Source organism: Streptomyces chattanoogensis, assembly GCF_001294335.1.
GTDB lineage: Bacteria > Actinomycetota > Actinomycetes > Streptomycetales > Streptomycetaceae > Streptomyces > Streptomyces chattanoogensis.
Map to the genome: position 1 here is coordinate 1 of NZ_LGKG01000101.1, position 22323 is coordinate 22323.

The window sequence follows — 22323 nt, forward strand, 5'->3', positions numbered from 1 at the left end:
TGGGGCGGGTTCGGGAGACGAGCCTGGCGGCTTATGCGAACCAGGACGTGCCGTTCGAGTATTTGGTGGAGGTGCTCAATCCGCAGCGTTCCGCCGGATATCACCCGCTGTTCCAGGTGGCTCTGGTGGTGCAGAACGCCCCCGGCACCGATGCCGAGCTGCCGGGACTGCAGGTGAAGCAGGAAGACGTGGGAACCGGTACATCCCGGTTCGACATGCTGATTTCGCTGCTCGAACACCATGATCCGGCGGGCGAGCCAGCTGGCATCGATGCGCTCCTCGAGTACTCGACGGATTTGTTCGATCGGTCGACCGTAGAGTCGTTGATGGGACGTTGGGTGCGGCTGCTGGAGCAGGTAGTTGCTGATCCCGATCTGTCGGTCGGTCAGGCCGAGGTGCTGCTCGACGGTGAGCGGGAGCAGCTGATATCGGGCTGGAACGACACTACGGCGCCCGGGGTGTCGGGTGCGTCGTTGGCAGAGTTGTTTGCGGAGCGGGCGCGGTGGGCTCCCGATGCGGTGGCGGTGGTGTCGGGTGCCGAGTCGTTGTCGTACGCCGAGGTGAATGCGCGGGCGAACCGGCTGGCGCATTACCTGGTGGAGAAGGGTGTGGGGCCGGAGCAGGTCGTGGGGGTGTTGCTGCCGCGATCGGTGGAGATGGTGGTTGCCGTGCTGGCCGTGCTGAAGGCCGGCGGCGCCTATCTGCCATTGGACCCGGCGTATCCGACGGACCGCCTCGAATTCATGCTGGCCGACGCCCGGCCATTGTTGGTTCTGGACAGTGAGCTGCTGGGCCGGGACTGGTCCGGGTATGACGACGGTGACCCGGAGCGGAAGGCTGAGCCGTCGCATCCGGCATACGTGATGTACACCTCCGGTTCGACGGGGCGGCCGAAGGGTGTGGTCGTTTCGCACATCGGTATGGCGAGTCTGGCTGTTGCGCAGCAGGCTCACCTTGGGGTGGATGCGAAGAGCCGCGTGCTGCAGTTTTCTTCGCCGAGCTTTGATGCTTCGGTGTGGGAACTGGTGATGGTGTTTGGTGCTGGTGCGGCGTTGGTGGTGCCTGGTCGGGAGGAGTCGACGGGGGAGGGCCTCGGTCGTGTGCTGCGTGTGGGGCGGGTATCGCATGTGACGTTGCCGGCGTCGGTGCTGGCGACGGTTCCCGCCGGTACCGAGGCCGAGTTGCCGGATCTGGCGTCGGTGGTGCTGGCAGGGGAGGCGTGCCCGCCGCAGTTGGTGGCGCGTTGGTCGGTGGGTCGTCGGGTGGTCAATGCGTATGGGCCGACCGAGTCCACGGTGTGTGTCTCGATGAGTGGAGCGCTGTCAGCCGGCGGTCCGGTGCCGATCGGCAAGCCGATTGTCAACACACGGGTGTATGTGCTGGATGCCCAGTTGCAACCGGTCCCGGCCAGTGTGGCGGGCGAGCTGTATGTATCCGGCGCAGGCCTCGCGCGAGGCTATTGGGAGCGTGCCGCGTTGACCGCCGAACGGTTTGTGGCGTGCCCGTTCGAGGCTGGTGCGCGGATGTATCGGACCGGGGACCTGGTGCGGTGGAACCCCGAGGGCGAGCTGGAGTTCGCTGGTCGTGCCGATGAGCAGGTGAAGGTGCGGGGCTTCCGCATCGAGCCGGGTGAGATCGAGACTGTCCTCACCGCCCATCCCGAAGTGGCGCAGGCCGTGGTGGTGGCCCGTGAAGACGCCCCGGGTGATGCGCGGCTGGTGGCCTATGTGGTTCCGGATTCCGTCGGCGATGCGGACCAAAAAAACCGTCAGGTGGCTGACTGGCAGCAGATCTATGAGTCGGTGTATTCCGGCGATAACGGTAGCGAATTCGGTGAGAATTTCACCGGCTGGAACAGTTCGTATTCCGGTGAGCCGATTCCGCTGGTGGAGATGCGGGAGTGGCGGGACGCGGCGGTTGCGAGGCTACGGGAGTTTGCGCCGCGGAGGTTGCTGGAGATCGGTGTGGGCTCGGGTCTGTTGCTTGCGCGGTTGGCTTCGGAGTGTGAGCAGTACTGGGCGACGGACTTCTCGGCGAATGCCATCGGCCGGCTGGAGGGCCAGGTCGCGGAGGCGGGTCTGGGTGACCGGGTGCAGCTGCGGTGCCGGTCTGCCGATGACGCGGACGGCTTGCCGGAGGGATTCTTCGACACGATTGTGCTGAATTCGGTGGTGCAGTACTTCCCTTCGGGTGAGTATCTGGGCCGGGTGCTGGATGCGGTGGCGCGACTGCTCGCGCCGGGCGGTCGCATCGTCGTGGGCGATGTTCGAAATGTCCGTACGGCTCGGGCGCTGCAGACGGCCATCCAGGACCAGCGTCTTCCCGGGGGGACAGACGCCGCCCATTTGGAGTCGGCTGTGGAACAGGGGCTGCGCGCGGAGCCGGAGCTGTTGGTCGCGCCGGAGTTCTTCACCGAGTTTGCCGAGAGCGATGAACGGTTCGGTGTGGTGGATGTCCGGCTGAAGCGGGGCGGGTATCACAATGAGCTGACGCGGCACCGTTATGAGGTGGTGCTGTATGCGGCCGATGTGGAGTCGGTCTCGCTGGCCGGTGTCACGGAATACGCATGGGGCCAGGATGTTGCTGGCCTCGCGGGCCTTCCCACGGCGCTGGAAGGGAAGACCGATGGTCTTCGGGTGACGGGTATTCCCAACGCCCGGCTGGTCAGTGAACTCCCCGGCTCGGCTGCCGAATCCGGCACCGCCGGGGCCGTCGATCCCGAGGAATTCGTCCGCTGGGGTGAACAACACGGCCACCATGTGGCACTGACCTGGAGCGCCGACCACTCCGGGCGGTTCGATGCCGTCATTCTGCCGGCCGGGTATCCGGTCCGGGCTCTTACCGGGGTGTATCGCAGCGGCCCGACAGCTGGACCACTCGTCAACGATCCGGTCGCGGTCCATGGCGCCGGCGATGTCCAGACCTCGGTCAGAACCATGCTCACCGAGCGGCTGCCGGAGTTCATGGTGCCGTCGGCCGTCGTCGTACTGGACCGGCTGCCGCTGACCCCGAACGGCAAGCTGGACCGCGGGGCGCTGCCCGCACCGGATTACGCGGTTCTGAGCAGCGGCCGGGCTCCGCGTACGCCGCAGGAAGAGGTGTTGTGCGGGCTGTTCGCGGAGGTGTTGGGGGTGCCGCGGGTCGGTGTCGATGACGGTTTCTTCGACCTGGGCGGGCATTCGCTCCTCGTCACCAGGCTCGTCAGCCGCATCCGCAGTGTCCTGAACGTCGAGGTGGGCATCGCCACCGTCTTCGACGCTCCCACGGTCGCAGACCTGGCCCAGCGATTGGACGCTGCCGCGACGGTGCGTTCGGCGCTTGTCCCGATGCCACGCCCGGCTCACATCCCGCTCTCCTTCGCCCAGCGCAGGCTGTGGTTCCTGCACAAACTCGAAGGTCCGTCGGCTACCTACAACATGCCGCTGGCGCTGCGGCTTCAGGGCCGGGTGGACCAGCAGGCCCTGCACGATGCGCTGCTCGATGTCGTGGCGCGACATGAGGCCCTGCGTACCGTCTTCCCCGAGCACGACGGCGAGCCGACACAGGCCGTGCTGGATCTCGACGACGTCGAGCTGGGCTGGGAGGTCCAGTCGTCGATTGACGCGGAACTGCCGGCCGCCCTGGAGAATGCGGCGCGCCATGCCTTCGACCTGGCTACGGAAATACCCGTCCGCGGCTGGCTGTTCGATTGCGGCGAAGAGCAGGTCCTGATGATTCTCATCCATCATATTGCCGGTGATGGCTGGTCGGTGGGGCCCCTGGCGCGTGACATCGTGGCGGCATATTCGGCCCGCTGTGCCGGACAGGCCCCATCGTGGGACGAATTGCCTGTGCAGTACGCGGATTACACGCTGTGGCAGCGTGAGCTGCTGGGAGACGAATCCGATCCCGACAGTGTTTTCGCCGGGCAGGTGGACTACTGGACGGGGCAGCTGGCCGGACTGCCCGATCTGCTGAGTCTGCCCACCGATCACCCGCGACCCGCCGTGGCCTCTTATGAGGGCGCGTACCTCACCTTCGCGATCGACCGTGAACTCCACCAGAGTCTCGCCGCATTGGCGAGTGGCAACGGCGCGACTGTCTTTATGGTGCTGCAGGCGGCCATGGCGGCATTTCTCACCCGGATCGGTGCGGGCACGGATATTCCGCTCGGCACTCCGGTTGCCGGCCGTACCGATGAGGCCATGGATGATCTGGTCGGCTTCTTCGTCAACACGTTTGTGCTGCGGACCGACACCTCGGACGACCCGACCTTCCTGGAACTGATGGCGCAGGTCCGCGAAACAAGCCTGGCCGCCTACGCGAATCAGGACGTGCCGTTCGAGTATTTGGTGGAGGTACTCAACCCACAGCGTTCGCTGTCGCATCACCCGCTTTTCCAGGTGATGCTGGCCTTGCAGAACGCGCCTTCGGCGGACTTCGAGCTGCCCGAACTTCAGGTAAACGCCGAAAAGGTGGACGTGGGAGTGTCGCAGGTCGACCTTTCACTCCACGTGGTGGAGCGGCACGACGAGTCCGGAGTTCCGACCGGAATCGACGCGCTGCTGGAATATGCGACGGATCTGTTCGACCGGTCCACGGTCGAGTCGTTGATGGCCCGGTGGGTCCGGTTCCTCGAGCAGGTCGTGTTCGATCCGGGGCGGCCTATCGGCGAGGCAGAGATCCTGCTCGAGGGCGAGCGGCACCAAGTCCTGGTGGGCTGGAACGACACCGCGGCCGAGACGCCCTTTGCGACCTTGGCGGGGCTGTTCGCCGAGCGGGCGAAGCTGGCGCCGGATGCGACGGCGGTTATTTCCGGCGGCGGGGTGTCCTTCTCGTACCGGGAAGTGAATTCCCGAGCGAATCGGCTGGCGCATTATTTGGTCGAGCAGGGTGTGGAACCGGAGCAGATCGTGGGTGTGCTGCTGCCCCGTTCGGTGGAAATGATCGTCGCCGTGCTCGCCATCCTCAAGGCCGGCGGCGCCTATCTGCCCCTGGATCCCGCATACCCGGCGGACCGCCTGGAGTTCATGCTCGCCGACGCCCAGCCCATGCTGGTGCTGGATCGGGAGCTGGTCAGGCAGGACTGGAGCGCATACCCCGACACCGATCCGCAACCGCTACTCCAACCCGCGCATCCGGCCTATCTGATCTACACTTCCGGTTCGGCCGGGCACCCCAAGGGCGTGCTCGTTTCCCAGAGCGGGGTAGCTGACCTGGCCGCCACCCACCAGGAGCGGATGGTGGTGACGGCCGAGAGTCGGCTTCTCCAGGTCTCTTCCCTCAGTTTCGATATTTCCTTCTCCGACCTGTGCACCACTTTTGCCGCCGGCGCGGTGCTGGTCCTTCCCGGGCAGGAACGTCTGGCGGGCGAGGCCTTGCTGGAGGAACTGGCCGAGAAGCGGATCACGCATGTGGACCTGCCTCCATCGGTGCTGCGTTCGATCCCGCTCGACGGGGCGGAGTCTGCGCTGCCGGATCTGGCGACCGTGGTCATGGGAGGCGAGGCATGCCCGCCGGAGCTGGCGGCCCGCTGGTCGGTGGGCCGACGGCTGCTCAACTCCTATGGCCCGACCGAGACGACGGTAGACGTGACCATGTCCGGGGCACTCTCGGCAGGTGGCACGGTGTCGATCGGTCGGCCGTGCCGCAACACTCGTCTGTACGTCCTCGATCCACGGCTGTGCCCCGTGCCGCCGGGTGTGGCGGGTGAATTGTATGTGTCCGGTGCCGGGCTGGCGCGCGGCTACTGGCGTCGTGCGGGGCTGACCGCGGAGCGGTTCGTGGCGTGCCCCTTCGAGTCAGGTGCCCGGATGTACCGCACCGGCGACCTGGTCCGGTGGAGCTGCGACGGCGAGCTGGAGTTCGTGGGCCGCGCCGATGAGCAGGTCAAGATCCGAGGCTTCCGTATCGAACCCGGCGAGGTGACAGCTGTGCTGTCGGGTCACCCCGCGGTGGCGGAGGCGGTCGTGGTGGCCCGGGAGGACAACCCCGGTGACACCCGCCTGGTGGCCTATGTGGTGCGTTCCGACGTTCGCATCGACACGGACGAATTGCGTGCATTCATGGTCGGCCGACTGCCGGGCTTCATGGTGCCGTCGGCCGTGGTGGCGTTGGACCGTCTGCCTCTGACCGTGAATGGAAAGCTGGACCGCACAGCACTGCCGGCACCGGACTATGCGGTGGCCGCGGGTGGCCGTGCTCCGCGTACGCCTCGGGAAGAAGTGCTGTGCGGGCTGTTCGCCGAGGCGCTGGGTGTGCCGCGGGTCGGTATCGATGACGGTTTCTTCGATCTCGGCGGGCATTCGCTGCTGGTGACCCGGCTGGTCAGCCGGATTCGAAGTGTGCTGGGTATCGAGGTGGCCATTGCGACGGTATTCGAGGCCGCCACCGTCGCGGGATTGGCGCAGCGACTGGACGGCGACGGCCATGTGCGCGCGGCCCTTGCCCGCAGGCCGCGCCCTGACCACATACCGCTGTCATTCGCCCAGCGGCGGCTGTGGTTCCTGCACAAACTGGAAGGTCCTTCGGCCACCTATAACTCTCCGCTGGTCCTACGGCTTTCCGGCCAGCTGGATCAGGAGGCCCTCCAGGCGGCCCTGCTGGATGTGGTGAAGCGGCATGAGTCACTGCGCACGGTATTTCCGGAGCGGGACGGTGAGACCTGGCAGTCCATTCTCGAGCCGGACCGGGTGCAGTTGCATTGGGAGACGCGGTCGGTGACGGAGCGGGAGCTGCCGGATGCCCTGGAAACCGCGGCCGCTTACCGGTTCGATCTCTCCTCGGAGATTCCGGTCCGGGCGTCGCTGTTCGCCTGTGGTGACGACCATATTCTGACGCTTCTGATCCATCATATTGCCGTTGACGGTTGGTCGATGAAGCCATTGGCCGATGACATCGTCGCAGCGTACTCGGCTCGTAGGGCGGGGCAGGCCCCGTCCTGGGACGAATTGCCGGTGCAGTATGCGGATTACACGCTGTGGCAGCGCGAACTGCTGGGCGACGAGTCCGCACCGGACAGCGTGTTCTCCCGGCAAGTCAGCTACTGGGCAGAGATGTTGGCGGACCTGCCCGAACTCTTGCCCCTTCCCCTGGATCGGCCGCGTCCCGCTGTGCAGTCGTACGACGGTTCCCACGTGCCTCTTGAGCTGAACGCGGAGCTGCATCGCAGTCTGGTCAGTCTGGCCCGGAATGCGGGTGTAACTGTGTTCATGGTGCTGCAGGCGAGCATGGCGGCGCTGCTGACGCGGCTGGGTGCGGGTACGGATATTCCGCTGGGGTCCCCGATCGCAGGTCGTACGGACGATGCCCTGGACGGTCTCGTCGGGCTGTTCCTGAATACGCTGGTGCTGCGTACGGATACGTCCGGTGATCCGAGTTTCGTCGAATTGCTGGCTCGCGTCCGGGAGACGAGTCTCGCGGCCTACAGCCATCAGGATGTGCCGTTCGAGTACCTGGTAGAGACGCTGAATCCACGGCGCTCGGCATCTCACCATCCTCTGTTCCAGGTGATGCTGACACTGCAGAATGCGGCCGGCGGTGCTCTCGAACTGTCGGGCCTTCAGGTCAGTGAAGAACCCGTCGGTGTAGAGGTAGCGAAGGTCGACCTTTCCGTCAACGTGATCGAGCGCCACGATGCATCGGGCGCACCGGCCGGCATCCAGGGCGCGCTGACGTACTCGACTGATCTGTTCCACCGCTCCACGATGGAGTCCCTGCTCGCTCGGTGGACGCGGCTCCTGGAACAGGTCGTGGCGTACCCGGACCGTCCCATCGGCCAGGCGGAGATCCTTCTTGAGGGCGAGCGGGACCGCGTCCTTGTGGGCTGGAACGACACCACGACGGAACTGCCCGCGCCGACGGTGGTGGAGCTGTTCGCCACGCAGGTCCGCTTGGTGCCCGAGGCGACGGCCGTGGTCTCCGGCGCGGATTCCCTTTCGTACGGGGAGCTGAACGCCCGGGCGAATCGCCTGGCGCATCACTTGATCGAGCAGGGCGTAGGACCGGAGAAGCTCGTCGGGGTGTCGCTGCCCCGGTCGGTCGACATGGTGGTCGCCGTCCTCGCGGTCCTGAAGGCCGGCGGCGCCTATCTGCCGCTGGATCCCGCATACCCGGCGGACCGTCTGGAGTTCATGCTGGCCGACGCCCGGCCGCTGCTGGTGCTCGACGCCGATGTGCTGGCCCAGGACCGGAGCGCATACCCCGATACCGACCCGGAGCCACGGCCCCACCCGTCGCACACGGCGTATGTGATCTACACGTCGGGATCCACCGGTCGGCCCAAGGGAACGATCATCGAGCACGGCTCCCTCGCCCATTACCTGCAATGGTCCACCCGCCACTACCCAGGCGCCGCGACGGCGACACTGGTGCCGTCCCCCCTCTCCTTCGACCTCACGGTCACTGGCCTGTACACCACGCTGGCACTGGGCGGCCGCGTCTATCTCGCCGACCTGGAGGATCTGCCGCCGACGGCCGACGTCCCGGTGGCGCTGCTGAAGGTCACCCCGTCGCATCTGCCGATGCTGGCCGAGCTCCCCTCGGGATGGTCGTCGGCGGAAACCCTGATCCTCGGCGGCGAGGCCCTCACCGGTGAGGCCCTCGAGGTCTGGCGCGCCCGGAACCCCGACGCCACCGTCATCAACGTCTACGGAGCGACGGAACTGACCGTCAACTCCACGGAATACCGCCTGGAGCCCGGTACCCGGCCCCGGCCCGGAGTGCTGCCCGTCGGACGGCCCTTCTGGAACACCCGGATGTACGTCCTCGATGCACAGCTGCGCCCGGTGCCACCGGGCGTGGCCGGTGAGTTGTATGTGTCCGGCGCCGGTCTCGCCCGCGGCTACTGGGATCGCGCCGGGCTGACCGCCGAACGCTTCGTGGCCTGCCCCTTTGAGCCCGGTGCCCGGATGTACCGCACCGGTGACGTACTCCGCTGGAACGCGGAGGGTGAGCTGGAGTTCGCCGGGCGCGCCGACCAGCAGATCAAGGTGCGGGGCTTCCGCATCGAACCCGGTGAGGTGGAGGCCGCCCTGACCGGCCACCCGGCCGTGGCGCAGGCCGTGGTCATGGCCCGGGAGGACGCTCCCGGCGACACGAGACTGGTGGCCTATGTGGCGATGACCGACGCCGACTCCGCAGACGGCGAAGAACTGCGGGCCCATGTCGCCGGCCTGCTTCCCGGATACATGGTGCCGTCGGCGGTCATCCTGCTGGACTGCCTGCCGCTGACCCCGAACGGCAAACTGGACCGCAAGGCCCTGCCGGCTCCTGACTACACCGCGCTGAGCTGTGGCCGGGCCCCACGCACACCTCGTGAAGACGTCCTGTGTGGTCTGTTCGCCGAGGTGCTGGGTGTGCCGCGGGTCGGTATCGACGACGGTTTCTTCGATCTCGGCGGGCATTCGCTGCTGGTCACCAGGCTCGTCAGCCGGATCCGCAGCGTGCTGGGTGTTGAGGTGGCCATCGCCACGGTCTTCGACGCACCCACGGTGGCGGGACTGGCCCGGCGGCTGCAAGACGAGGACCAGGTGCGTCCGGCGCTCGTCCCGATTCCGCGCCCGGACAGCATTCCGCTGTCCTTTGCCCAGCAGCGGCTGTGGTTCCTGTACAAGCTCGAAGGGCCCTCACCCACCTACAACTCGCCCCGGGTGCTCCGGCTCTCCGGATCGGTCGACCGGCATGCCCTGCACGCCGCACTGCTCGACGTCATCGACCGGCACGAGTCGCTGCGCACGGTCTTCCCCGAGCAGGACGGCGAGCCCCGGCAGCGGGTCATCGCGACCGACCAGGTGCGGCTGGGCTGGGAGAACCACACGGTCACGGAAGGGGACCTGCCGGCCGCACTGGCGGCCGCGGCCCGCTACGCGTTCGACCTCGCCACTGAAATACCGGTCCGTGTGGCCCTGTTCGACCTGGTGGACGACCCCACGGGGGAACGTGGTGGGGCAGCAGCCGGCGACGAGCATGTCCTGATGGTGCTGCAGCACCACATCGCCAGCGACGGCTGGTCCGTCGGGCCGCTGGCCCGCGACATCATGACGGCTTACTCCGCACGCTGTGCAGGTCAGGCCCCGGACTGGGCGCCGCTCCCCGTGCAGTACGCGGACTACACGCTGTGGCAGCGGGAGCTGCTCGGCGCGGAGTCCGACCCGGACAGCGTCTTCGCCCAACAGGTCGGTTACTGGACCGAGCAGCTGGCCGGACTCCCCGAGGTCATCAACTTGCCGACGGACCGTCCGCGGCCGGCGACGGCCTCGTACGCCGGCTCCCACGCCACTTTCGCCCTGGACGGCGAGCTGCACCGGAACCTCCGGGAGTTGGCGGCGGACTGCGGCGCCACTCTGTTCATGGTGTTGCAGGCAGGGATGGCGGCTTTGTTGACCCGGCTGGGTGCGGGTACCGATATTCCGCTGGGCAGCGGCATCGCCGGGCGCACCGACGGAGCTCTGGACGATCTCATCGGGTTCTTCGTGAATACGTTGGTGCTGCGCACCGACACTTCGGGGGACCCTGAGTTCGCGGATCTCGTGGAGCGGGTCCGGAAGACGAGCCTGGCGGCATACGCCCACCAAGACGTGCCGTTCGAGTATCTGGTGGAGGTGCTCAACCCGAAGCGCTCCCCGGCTCATCACCCGCTGTTCCAGGTCAACCTCATCCTGCAGAATCTGCCCGAGGCGCGGTTCGAACTGCCGGGATTGGACGCCCGGTCGCAGTCGGTCGGTACCGGCGCTGCCCGCTATGACCTGATGTTCTCGCTCCACGAAGTCCTGGATGGGGACGGTGTGCCGAGTGGGCTGGCGGGTCAGGTGGAGTTCGCCACCGACCTGTTCGATGAGGGGACCGTGCGGAGGTTGGTGCACCGCTGGGAGCGGCTGCTGCGTGCCGTGACCGCTGATCCCGGCACCCGGATCGGGCAGGTTGAGCTAGTCGGGGCGGTGGAGCGTGAGGCCGTACTGGCTGGTGGGCGTGGTCCCGTTGCCGAGCAGGCAGGCCTGTTTCCGGATCTGTTTGCCGAGCAGGTCGCCCGTACGCCCGAGGCGGTTGCGGTGACGGGTGCCGGGCTGCGCCTGTCGTATCGCGAGCTCGACGAGCGGTCCAACCGGTTGGCGCGGTGGCTGGTGGGCCGCGGTGTGGGTCCGGAGTCGGTGGTGGCGTTGGCGTTGCCCCGCACGCCGGAGCTGTTGGTGGCGCTGCTGGGCGTACTGAAGGCCGGCGGCGCATATCTTCCGGTGGATCCGGAGTATCCGGCGGAGCGGATCGGCCTGATGCTGGCCGACGCCGAGCCCGTTCTGCTGTTGACGGATGCCCGGACGGCGGGAGTGCTGCCGGAGTCGGGTGTGGCGTGGGTGGTGCTCGATGAGGCACAGACAGCCGCGGCGGTGTCGGAGCTGCCGGGGCGGGCGCTGTCTGACGCCGAGCAGATTGTTCCGTTGCGAGCGGCGCACGCCGCGTATGTGATCTACACGTCCGGTTCGACGAGTCGGTCCAAGGGCGTGGTGGTGCCGCACGAGGGTCTGGCGAATTATCTGCGGTGGTGTGAGGGTGCCTATCCCGGGCTCTGCGGTGGTGCGGTGCTGCATTCGTCGGTGTCCTTCGACCTGACCGTCACCACTCTCTTCGCTCCGCTTGCCGTGGGCGGGACGGTTCATGTCAGCGGGCTGGACGAGTTGGATCCGGGGCTGTGGGCGGGTCTGCCGGCGCCGACATTTGTCAAGGCCACGCCGAGTCACCTTCCACTGCTGGAGTCGATGCCGGTGGATGTGCTGGCCGACGGCGATCTGGTGCTGGGTGGTGAACAGCTGCTGGGTGCGGCGCTGGCGCCGTGGCGGGCCGCGCACCCGGGTGTCACGGTGATCAATGAGTACGGGCCCACCGAGGCCACCGTGGGCTGCGTCGTGCACCGGGTCGCGGCCGGGGACGCTGATCCGGCCGGCGCGGTGTTGATCGGTGCGCCGTCGACGAACATGGGTGTCTACGTCCTGGATTCGTGGCTGCGTCCTGTGCCGGTCGGTGTCGGGGGTGAGCTCTACCTGGCGGGGGCGCAGCTTGCCCGCGGCTATCTGGGACGTCCTGGGCTGACCGCGGAGCGGTTTGTGGCGTGTCCTTTCGAGCCGGGCGTGCGGATGTATCGCACGGGCGATTTGGTGCGGTGGAACGGTGACGGTGAGCTGGAGTTCGTGGGGCGTGTCGATGAGCAGGTGAAGGTGCGGGGTTTCCGTATCGAGCCGGGCGAGATCGAGGCGGTGCTGGCGGGGCATCCGGATGTCGGCCAGGCGGTTGTGGTGGCCCGCGAGGACAACCCCGGGGATGCGCGGCTGGTCGCATACGTGGTACCCGATTCCCTCGCTGACCAGGGGCAGAATGACCGTCAGGTCGGGGACTGGCGCGAGATTTACGAATCGATGTATTCCGGTGGCTCCGATGAAGTGCTCGGCGAGGATTTCACCGGTTGGAACAGTTCGTATTCCGGTGGGCCGATTCCGTTGGGGGAGATGCGGGAGTGGCGGGATGCCGCGGTGGCGCGGATCCGGGAATTCGCACCTCGGCGCGTGCTGGAGATCGGTGTGGGTTCGGGGCTATTGCTTGCGTGGTTGGCTGCGGAGTGTGAGCAGTACTGGGCGACGGATTTCTCGGCGACTGTGATCGGCCGGCTGGAGCGCCAGGTCGCGGAGGCGGGTCTGGCCGACCGCGTGCGGCTGCGGTGCCAGCCCGCCGACAACACCGAGGGGCTGCCGGCCGGATTCTTCGACACCATCGTGCTGAATTCGATGGTGCAGTACTTCCCCACTGGCGACTACCTCACCCGGGTGCTGGATGCGGTTGTTCGGCTGCTTGCTCCGGGCGGGCGCATTGTCCTGGGTGATATCCGTAATGCTCGGACGGCCCGGGAGTTCCAGGCAGCTGTTCAGGCGTTGCGGTTCGGTGCGGATGTATCGAGGTTGGATGCGGCGGTGGAGCAGGGGCTGCGTGCGGAACCGGAGTTGTTGGTGGCGCCGGAGTTCTTCGTGGACTTCGCGGGGCGTGATGTCCGGCTGGGTGCGGTGGATGTCCGGCTGAAGCGGGGTGGGTATCACAATGAGCTGACGCGGCACCGTTACGAGGTGGTGCTGCATTCCGCCGACGCCACCACCACCTCGGTCGCCGGCGCGGAGGAACTCGTATGGGGCCGGGACGTCTCCGGTCTCGCGGACCTCTTGCCGCGGCTCGGCGGAGGGAACACGGACACGGGCTTCCGGGTGACCGGCATTCCCAACGCCCGACTGACCAGTGAGATTCAGGATTCGGCCGCTGCGCTACGCACCGTCGATGCCGTCGACCCGGAGGAATGCGTTCGCTGGGGTGAGCGGCATGGGCTCACCGTGCTGGTGACATGGAGCGCCGGACGTCCCGACCTGTTCGAGGCCGTGGTTCTGCCGGGTGCGTCCGCCGACCAGTCGCTGTCGGGGGTGTATCGCGCCGGTGACCTGGAGGGACCGCTGGTCAACACTCCCGCCGCGGTCAGAGCCATCGGCGACGTGGTGGCCTCGGTGAAAAGCATGCTCGGCGAGCGGTTGCCGGAGTACATGGTGCCGTCGGCGGTGATGGTGCTGGACCGGTTGCCGCTGACCCCGAACGGCAAGCTGGACCGCAAGGCCCTGCCTGCCCCCGATTACGCCGTACTGAGCGGTGGTCGGGCTGCGCGTACGCCGCAGGAAGAGGTGTTGTGCGGGCTGTTCGCGGAGGTGTTGGGTGTGCCGCGGGTCGGTGTCGACGACGGTTTCTTCGACCTGGGTGGGCATTCGCTGCTGGTCACCAGGCTCGTCAGCCGGATCCGCAGCGTCTTGAACGTCGAGGTCGCCATTGCGACGGTCTTCGATGCCCCCACGGCCGCGGAGCTCGCCCAGCGGCTGGACGGAGACGAGCGGGTGCGTCCGGAGCTCGTCCGGATGCTGCGCCCGGACAGCATCCCGCTGTCGTTCGCCCAGCGCAGGCTGTGGTTCCTGCACAAGCTGGAAGGTCCTTCGGCCACCTACAACATGCCGCTGGCGCTGCGGCTGAACGGGCATCTGGACCCGCAGGCCCTGCACGACGCGCTGCTGGATGTGGTGGGGCGGCATGAGGCCCTGCGTACCGTCTTCCCCGAGCACGACGGCGAGCCGACACAGGTCGTGCTGGATCTCGACGACGTCGAGCTGGGCTGGGAGGTCCGCCGTGTCGAGGCCGCTCGGCTGGACGACGCCGTTCGGGACCTGGCCGACCACCGCTTCGATCTGCTTACCGAGTGCCCGGTGCGCGCCTGGCTGCTGCTGCCGGAGGCCGGCGAGGACCCGGCACACTCCGGTGACGAACCCGAGGCGCTGCTGTTCGTGCTGCTGCACCACATCGCCGGTGACGGGTCATCCTGGGCGCCCTTCCTGCGCGACCTGGGTGACGCCTACCGGGCACGGCGTGTAGGGACCCCGCCGAACTGGGCGCCGCTGCCCGTGCAGTACGTGGACTACTCGCTCTGGCAGCAACAGACGTTCGGCCAGATCGACGACCCGGCCAGCATGGTGTCGGCGCAGCTGGCGTACTGGACGGATGCCCTCGACGGCATCCCCGCACAGCTCGAGCTGCCCGCGGACCGGCCCCGGCCTGCCGTCGCCAGCTATCAGGGCGCCGATGTGACCTGGACCCTGGACGCCGAGCTGCACGCGGGGCTCGCCGCACTCGCCAAGTCGTCGCAGACCACGCTGTTCATGGTCCTGCAGGCCGCGTTCGCGGCGCTGCTGACACGGCTCGGTGCGGGGACCGACATCCCGCTCGGCACCCCCATCGCCGGCCGCACCGACGACGCCCTGCGTCCGCTCGTGGGATTCTTCGTCAACACGCTGGTGCTGCGTACGAACACCGCCGGGAATCCCCGGTTCGACGAGCTGCTCGAGCAGGTCCGGGGCACCACCCTCGACGCGTACACCCACCAGGAGCTGCCGTTCGAATACCTCGTCGAGGCGATCAACCCCGCCCGCTCCCTTTCCAGCAATGCCCTGTTCCAGGTGATGTTCGTCCTGCAGAACATCGACCACCCCTCGACTTGGGTGCACGACCTCGAAGTCACCCCACACCAGGTCGAGCGCGTGAGTGCCAAGTTCGACATGTCGGTGAGCCTGGTGGAAATGCAGACCGAGGCGGGTTCCCCCGACGGCCTGCGCGGGCGGATCGAGTACGCCACGGAGCTGTTCGACCGCGAGACCATCGAGCGCATCGTGTCGTGGTACCGGAATCTGCTGCGCGCCGTGGTCCGCGATCCGCGCGTACGCATCGCGGACGCCGGGCTGCTGTCCGCCGAGGAGTACGGCGAACTGGTCGAGACCCGCAACGCGACCGTCGTACCGCTGTCCGCGCAGTGGCCGCACGAGAAGGTCGCGCGTCAGGCGGCGCTGACACCGGATACGCCGGCCGTAAGCTGCGAGCACGCGGAACTCACCTACCGTCAGCTCGACGAGCGGGCCAACCGCCTCGCCCGGCACCTGGTCAACCAGGGCGTCGGCGCGGAGACGGTCGTGGCCCTGGCCCTGCCGAGAACGGTGGACATGGTCGTGTCCATGCTCGCCGTCCTCAAAGCGGGGGCGACGTATCTGCCGATGGACCCCAACCATCCCGCCGACCGGCTGGCGTTCCTGCTCGAGGACGCGGCTCCGGCGGTGGTGATCACCACCGCGGCGGCGGGCGAGCGGCTGCCGGCGTCCGGAGTGCCGCATGTCGTACTCGGCGATCCCGCCGTGGAGCGGGAGCTGGGCACCCTCGACGCGTCCGACCCGAATCTGCCGGTCCACGCGGACAACGCCGCCTACGTCATCTACACATCCGGTTCCACCGGACGTCCCAAGGGCGTGGTGATCTCCTACGCCAGCATCACCAACTTCCTTGACGGGCTCGGCACCCGCATCCCGTTCACCAGGCAGGACCGCATGGTCGCGGCGACCACCCTTGCCTTCGACATCGCCGCCGTCGAGCTCTACATGCCGCTCCTCAACGGCGGCAGTGTGGTGATCGCTCCCTCGGCCGTCACCAAGGATCCCGCGGCACTCTCGGCACTGGTGGCCGAGCGGGGGGCGACCGTCCTGCAGGCCACGCCTTCGGTGTACCGGTCGATGGTGACCGCCGCACCGCAGGGCCTGGCCGGTGTACGGCTGCTCGTCGGTGGCGAGGCGCTGTCGAACAGCCTGGCCGAAGCGCTGTGCTCGGCGGGCGGCGAGGTCATCAACCTCTACGGCCCGACCGAGACCACGGTGTGGAACACGCTGGGCGCGGTGGAGAGCGGCAAGCACACCCCATGGATCGGCACGCCCATGCCGAACGTCCGCGTCTACGTCCTGGACCCGCACCTGCGGCCCGTTCCGCCGGGCGTGGCCGGAGAACTGTACGTCGCCGGCGTCGCCCTGGCACGCGGCTATCTCCGTCGCCCCGCTCTCACGGCCGAACGCTTTGTCGCGAATCCGTTCGGCGGGCCCGGCGCCCGGCTGTACCGCACCGGAGACCTGGTGCGCTGGCGCCGCGACGGTGGCCTCGACTTCGTCGGCCGGGCCGACGACCAGGTCAAGATGCGGGGCTTCCGGATCGAACTGGGCGAGGTCGAGGCCGCCCTCTCCCAGCAGGAAGGCGTGACGGAGGCTGCCGTGCTCGTCCACGACGACGGCAACGGCGACCAGAAACTCGTCGGCTATGTGGTGCCTGGCCGGGAGTGGGCCGCCGTCGGCGGCACCCAGGAGGAGGCTCGCCAGATCGAGTCGTGGCGGGAGGTGTACGAGTCCCAGTACCGCGACCAGCTGGCGAACGACGGCTTCTGGGAGGACTTCGGGATCTGGCGGAGCAGCTACGACGGCACCGCGATCCCGCTCGCCGAAATGGAGGCGTGGCGAAGCTCCGCCGTCGAACGGATCATGGAGCTCGAACCCAGGCGCGTACTGGAGATCGGCGTCGGGAACGGCCTGATCCTGTCGCAGATGGCACCCCACTGCGAGGCGTACTGGGGCACGGACTTCTCCTCGTCGGCGATCGACGCGCTGCGCGGACGCCTGGCTGTCCTCGGAGACGTGGCCTCGATGGTCGAACTGCGTGCCCAGCCCGCCGATGACGACTCCGGCCTACCCCGGGAGTACTTCGACACGATCGTCATCAACTCGGTCGTCCAGTACTTCCCGCACTCCCAGTACCTGGTCGAGGTGATCCGTACCTGCCTGGACCTCCTGGTACCGGGCGGGTCGCTCTATCTGGGTGACATCCGGAACCTGCGTCTGCTGCGCTCCCTGCACAGTGGTGTCGTCGGCCACGGCCTCACATCGGACGCCGACATGGGTGCCGTCCGCGCGGCCATCGAGCAGAAGGTCACCGGGGAAGAGGAGTTGCTGCTCTCCCCGGACTTCTTCGCCGGTCTCGGAACGGATCTCCATCAGATCGGCGGCGTCGACATCAGGCTCAAGCGCGGCGCGTACGCGAACGAGTTGTCCCGATACCGCTACGACGTCGTCCTCTGCAAGGCGCCACTGGTCCCGCTGGCGGTTGACTCTTTGCCGGAGATCACCTGGTCTGAGGCAGGCGAGGACTTCCTCGAGGGCATCCGGGAGGCGCTGCGCACCCACCCGGGGGGCATCCGCTGCAACGACATCCCCAACGGTCGGCTCCTCGCCGACTACGCCGCGATGCGGGAGATACGTGCCGGGAGTACCGCAAGCCGGGTGCTGGACCGGATCAACCAGACCGGCACCGCGGGTCTGGACCCCGAAGCCTGCAACGAAGTGGCCGAAGCACAGGGATTCCGCGCGGTGGCGACGTGGGCGAAGTCCGGACACGACGACCGCTTCGATGTGGTCTTCCTCCCCTCGGGGTCGACGCTGCCGGTGGCCGCTTATCGCAGCGGCACAACAGTCGTTGGGAGTGATCCGGCCGTACATCACGACAGGCTGGCCAACCGGCCCGCCACCACTCACCGGCTACGGGGCCTGCACGAGGAGCTGCGCGCCCGGCTGAGCCAATGGCTGCCGGAGTACATGGTGCCCGCGGCCTTTGTGCTGTTGGACGAGCTGCCCCTGAGCCCCATCGGCAAGCTGGACCGCAAGGCGCTGCCGGCGCCGGACTACGCCCTGTTCAGCGGCGGCCGCGCACCGCGCACCCCGCGGGAGCAGGCGCTCTGCGGGCTGTTCGCCGAGGTCCTGGGCCTGTCCGAGGTCGGCATCGACGACAGCTTCTTCGATCTCGGCGGCCACTCACTGCTCGCCACCCGGCTGGCCAGCCGGGTGCGCACCACGCTCGGTGTGGAACTGCCCATCGCCATGGTGTTCGAGACGCCGACCGTGGTCGGACTGGCCGGGCGTCTGGACGACAGCGGCGACCGGGCCCGCCCAGCTCTGGTGCCGATGCCCCGCCCGGACGAGGTGCCCCTGTCCTTCGCCCAGCGCCGGCTGTGGTTCCTGCACAAGCTGGACGGGCCGTCCTCCGCGTACAACATGCCCCTGGCACTGCGCCTGTCCGGTGAGGTGCACCACGAGGCGCTGCGGGCCGCGCTGCGGGATGTGGTGGATCGCCATGAGTCCCTGCGCACGGTGTTCCCCGAGACCGACGGTTTGCCGCACCAGAAGATCGTGACCGCCGACGAACTGACCTGGGAGACCCGCTCGGTCAGCGCCGACGAGCTGCCACGGGAGGTGGCGAGGGCCGCGCGATACGACTTCGACCTGGCCGTCGAGCCACCCATCCGGGCCTGGCTGTTCGACTGCGGAGGCGACGAGTGCGTGCTGCTCATCCTGCTGCACCACATAGCTGGTGACGGTTGGTCCACCGGACCGCTGATGCAGGACCTGGCCACCGCCTACACAGCCCGCCGTGAAGGCCACGCACCCCAATGGCCGGCACTGGCCGTCCAGTACGCGGACTACACGCTGTGGCAGCGCGAACTGCTGGGGGAGGAGTCCGATCCGGACAGCGTCTTCGCCCAGCAAGTCGGCTACTGGACCGAACAGCTGGCCGCACTTCCCGCCCGGTTGACGCTTCCGACGGATCGGCCGCGCCCTGCCGTGCAGTCGTACGAGGGCGCCGGTCTGCGCTTCGCATTCACCCCAGAGCTGCACCGGGCACTGGCAGATCTGGCCCGGGAAGCGGGCGCGACCGTCTTCATGGTGCTGCAGGCCGGAATGGCGACGCTGCTGACCCGACTGGGTGCGGGGACCGACATTCCGCTGGGATCCCCGATCGCGGGCCGCACGGATGAAGCCCTGGACGACCTCGTCGGCTTCTTCGTCAACACGCTGGTGCTCCGTACGGATACGTCCGGCGACCCGAGCTTCCAGGAACTGCTGGCACGCGTCCGCCGGACGAGCCTGGCCGCCTACGCCCACCAGGATGTGCCGTTCGAGTATCTGGTGGAGGCGCTCAACCCCCAGCGTTCCGTATCGCATCATCCGCTGTTCCAAGTGATGCTGGTGCTGCAGAACGCGTCGGGCGGTGCCGTCGGCCTGCCAGGTCTGGACGTACGGGAAGAGCCGGTCGGTCTCGACACCTCGAAGGTCGATCTCTCGGCCCACATGGTCGAACATCATGATGAGTCAGGCGGGCCGGCCGGTGTGAGCGGTGTGCTGAAGTACGCGACGGACCTGTTCGACCGGGCCACGGCCGAAACGCTGGTGTCGCGCTGGATACGCTTGCTGGAACAGGTCGTCGCACGGCCGGACCGGCCGATCGGCGAGGCGGAGGTGCTGCTCGACGGGGAGCGCACGCAGCTCCTGCGCGAGTGGAACGACACCGCGGCCGAGCTGCCCACGCCGACGGCGGTGGAACTGTTCACCGAGCGGGCCCATGCGGCGCCGGACGCGGTGGCGGTGGTCTGCGGCGAGCAGTCGCTGTCGTACGGAGAACTGAACGCTCGCGCGAACCGGCTGGCGCACTATCTGATCGAGCGGGGCGTGGGGCCGGAGCGCATCGTGGGGGTGTCGCTGCCCCGGTCCGTGGAGATGGTGATCGCGGTGCTGGCCGTCCTCAAGGCCGGCGGTGCGTATCTGCCGCTGGACCCGGCCCATCCGGCCGATCGTCTCGCCTTCATGCTGGCCGATGCCCAGCCCCTGCTGGTGCTCGACGGGCAGACGATGTCCCGCGAATGGACGGACCATCCCGACCACGACCCGGCACCAAGCCTCGACCCGTCGCACCCGGCGTACCTGATCTACACCTCGGGTTCGACGGGCCGCCCCAAGGGCGTCATCGTCGAGCACGGCTCACTTGCCGACTACCTGAGCTGGTCCACCCGGCATTACCCGGCGGCGAGGACCGCGACGCTGGTCCCGTCCCCGATGTCGTTCGACCTCACGGTGACCGGCCTGTACACCACTCTGGCGCTGGGCGGCCGTGTCCACCTGGCAGACCTGGAGGACCTGCCCCCGGCCGGCGACGTCCCGGTGACGCTGCTCAAAGCCACCCCCTCGCACCTTCCCCTGCTCACCGGGCTCTCCACAGGATGGTCGCCGACCGACACCCTGATCCTCGGCGGTGAGGCCCTCACCGGCGAAGCCCTTGAGAGCTGGCGGAACCAGAACCCCCGGGCAGCGGTCATCAACGCGTACGGCCCGACGGAACTGACCGTCAACTGCACGCAGTACGCGATCCCCCAGGGCAGTCGGCTCCCGGCCGGCCCCGTCCCCATAGGCCGTCCCTTCTGGAACACCCGGGTGTACGTTCTCGACGAGGCGTTGCGTCCGGTTCCTCCGGGTGTCGCGGGCGAGTTGTACGTCTCCGGTGCGGGTCTGGCACGTGGCTACCACGGGCGAGCGGGGCTGACCGGGGAGCGGTTTGTGGCGTGTCCCTTCGAGTCGGGTGCGCGGATGTACCGGACCGGTGACCTTGTGCGGTGGAACCGTGAGGGCGACCTGGAGTTCGTGGGGCGCGCGGATGAGCAGGTGAAGGTGCGGGGTCATCGCATCGAGCCGGGTGAGGTCCAGGCCGTGCTGGCCAGGCATCCCGATGTGGCACAGGCGGTCGTCGTGGCCCGGGAGGACGTGCCGGGCGACACCCGGCTCGTGGCCTATGTGGCGCCCAAGGACGGTCTCGTCCTCACCCCGGGCGAACTGCGCGGCCACGCGGCGGAAAGCCTGCCGGAGTACATGGTTCCTTCGACCGTGGTCACCCTCGAAGCGCTCCCCCTGACCTCGAACGGAAAACTGGACCGCACCTCCCTGCCGGCCCCGGACTACACCACCCAACTCCGCAATCAGGCACCGAGGACACCGCAGGAAGAAGTGCTGTGCGACCTGTTCGCCGAGGTGCTGAACCTGCCACAGGTCGGCATCGAGGACGGCTTCTTCGATCTGGGCGGACACTCCCTCCTGGCGGCCCGCCTGGTCAGTCGGATGTGGGAGGTGCTGGGCGTGGAACTGCCCATACGCGCGGTGTTCGAAGGCCCCACCGTGGCAGCGCTGGTCCGGCGGATGGAGCTGGGTGAGGAGGACGACAGCCTGGATGTCCTGCTGCCACTGCGCACGCACGGACGGCAGCGCCCCCTCTTCTGCATCCATCCGGTGAGCGGGCTGAGCTGGTCCTATTCGAGGCTTCTGAAGCACCTCTCGCCGGAGATCCCGGTTTACGGCCTGCAGTCCCGCGGCATACGGCGCCAGGAACCGCTCCCGGAATCCCTGGACGACATGGCCGAGGACTATGTCCAGCGGATCCTCCGACTGCAGCCGGAAGGGCCGTACTTCCTCCTCGGCTGGTCCTTCGGCGGCCTCTTGGCCCACACCATCGCGGCGCTCCTGGAACGCCGCGGAAAGCAGGTGGCGCTGCTTACGCTCCTCGACGCCTACCCGAGGAAGGAGGTGACCGCGGTGGAATTGGAGGAGATCGTTTCCAAAATCGATATGCCGACCATGTACCGCGGTATCCTCGAAGGGTTCGACGTCCACGTCGACGAGGCGGAAGCGAAGACACTGAGTCATGACCGCTTCACCGAAATCCTTCGGGAGAAGAATTCGGTACTCGCCGGGCTCAAGGAGTCCGAAATACGGACACTGACCGACGTCCTGATCAACAACGTCCGTATCCGCAATCAGGTCGAAAACCACGTCGTATCCGCGGAAACGCTCATCATCGCGGCCGGTGAGGGCTCGAACAACCCACTCACCAAGAGCATGTGGAGCGAGTACATCACCGGCAGCATCGATTTCCATCGAGTAGGTGCCCGCCATTCCCAGATGCTGAACCAGGGGCCCCTGGAGGAAATTGGTCCGATGGTGGCGGACAGGCTGCGCCGCATCATTTCCTCCGAGGAGTGATTCCTCGTGGTCAAGCCTCGGCGAGTCGGCCGGCAACACCGCACACCAGAAAGCAAGAACCCGCAGAATC

1 protein-coding gene is annotated in these 22323 nt (G+C 67.7%); it reads left to right on the top strand.

From position 1 onward, the window contains the following. A partial coding sequence (locus ADL29_RS45105) for a non-ribosomal peptide synthase/polyketide synthase (protein ID WP_281181817.1) occupies positions 1 to 22253 on the top strand: 22253 nt, incomplete at its 5' end. Between the last annotated feature and the right edge of the window lie 70 nt (positions 22254 to 22323).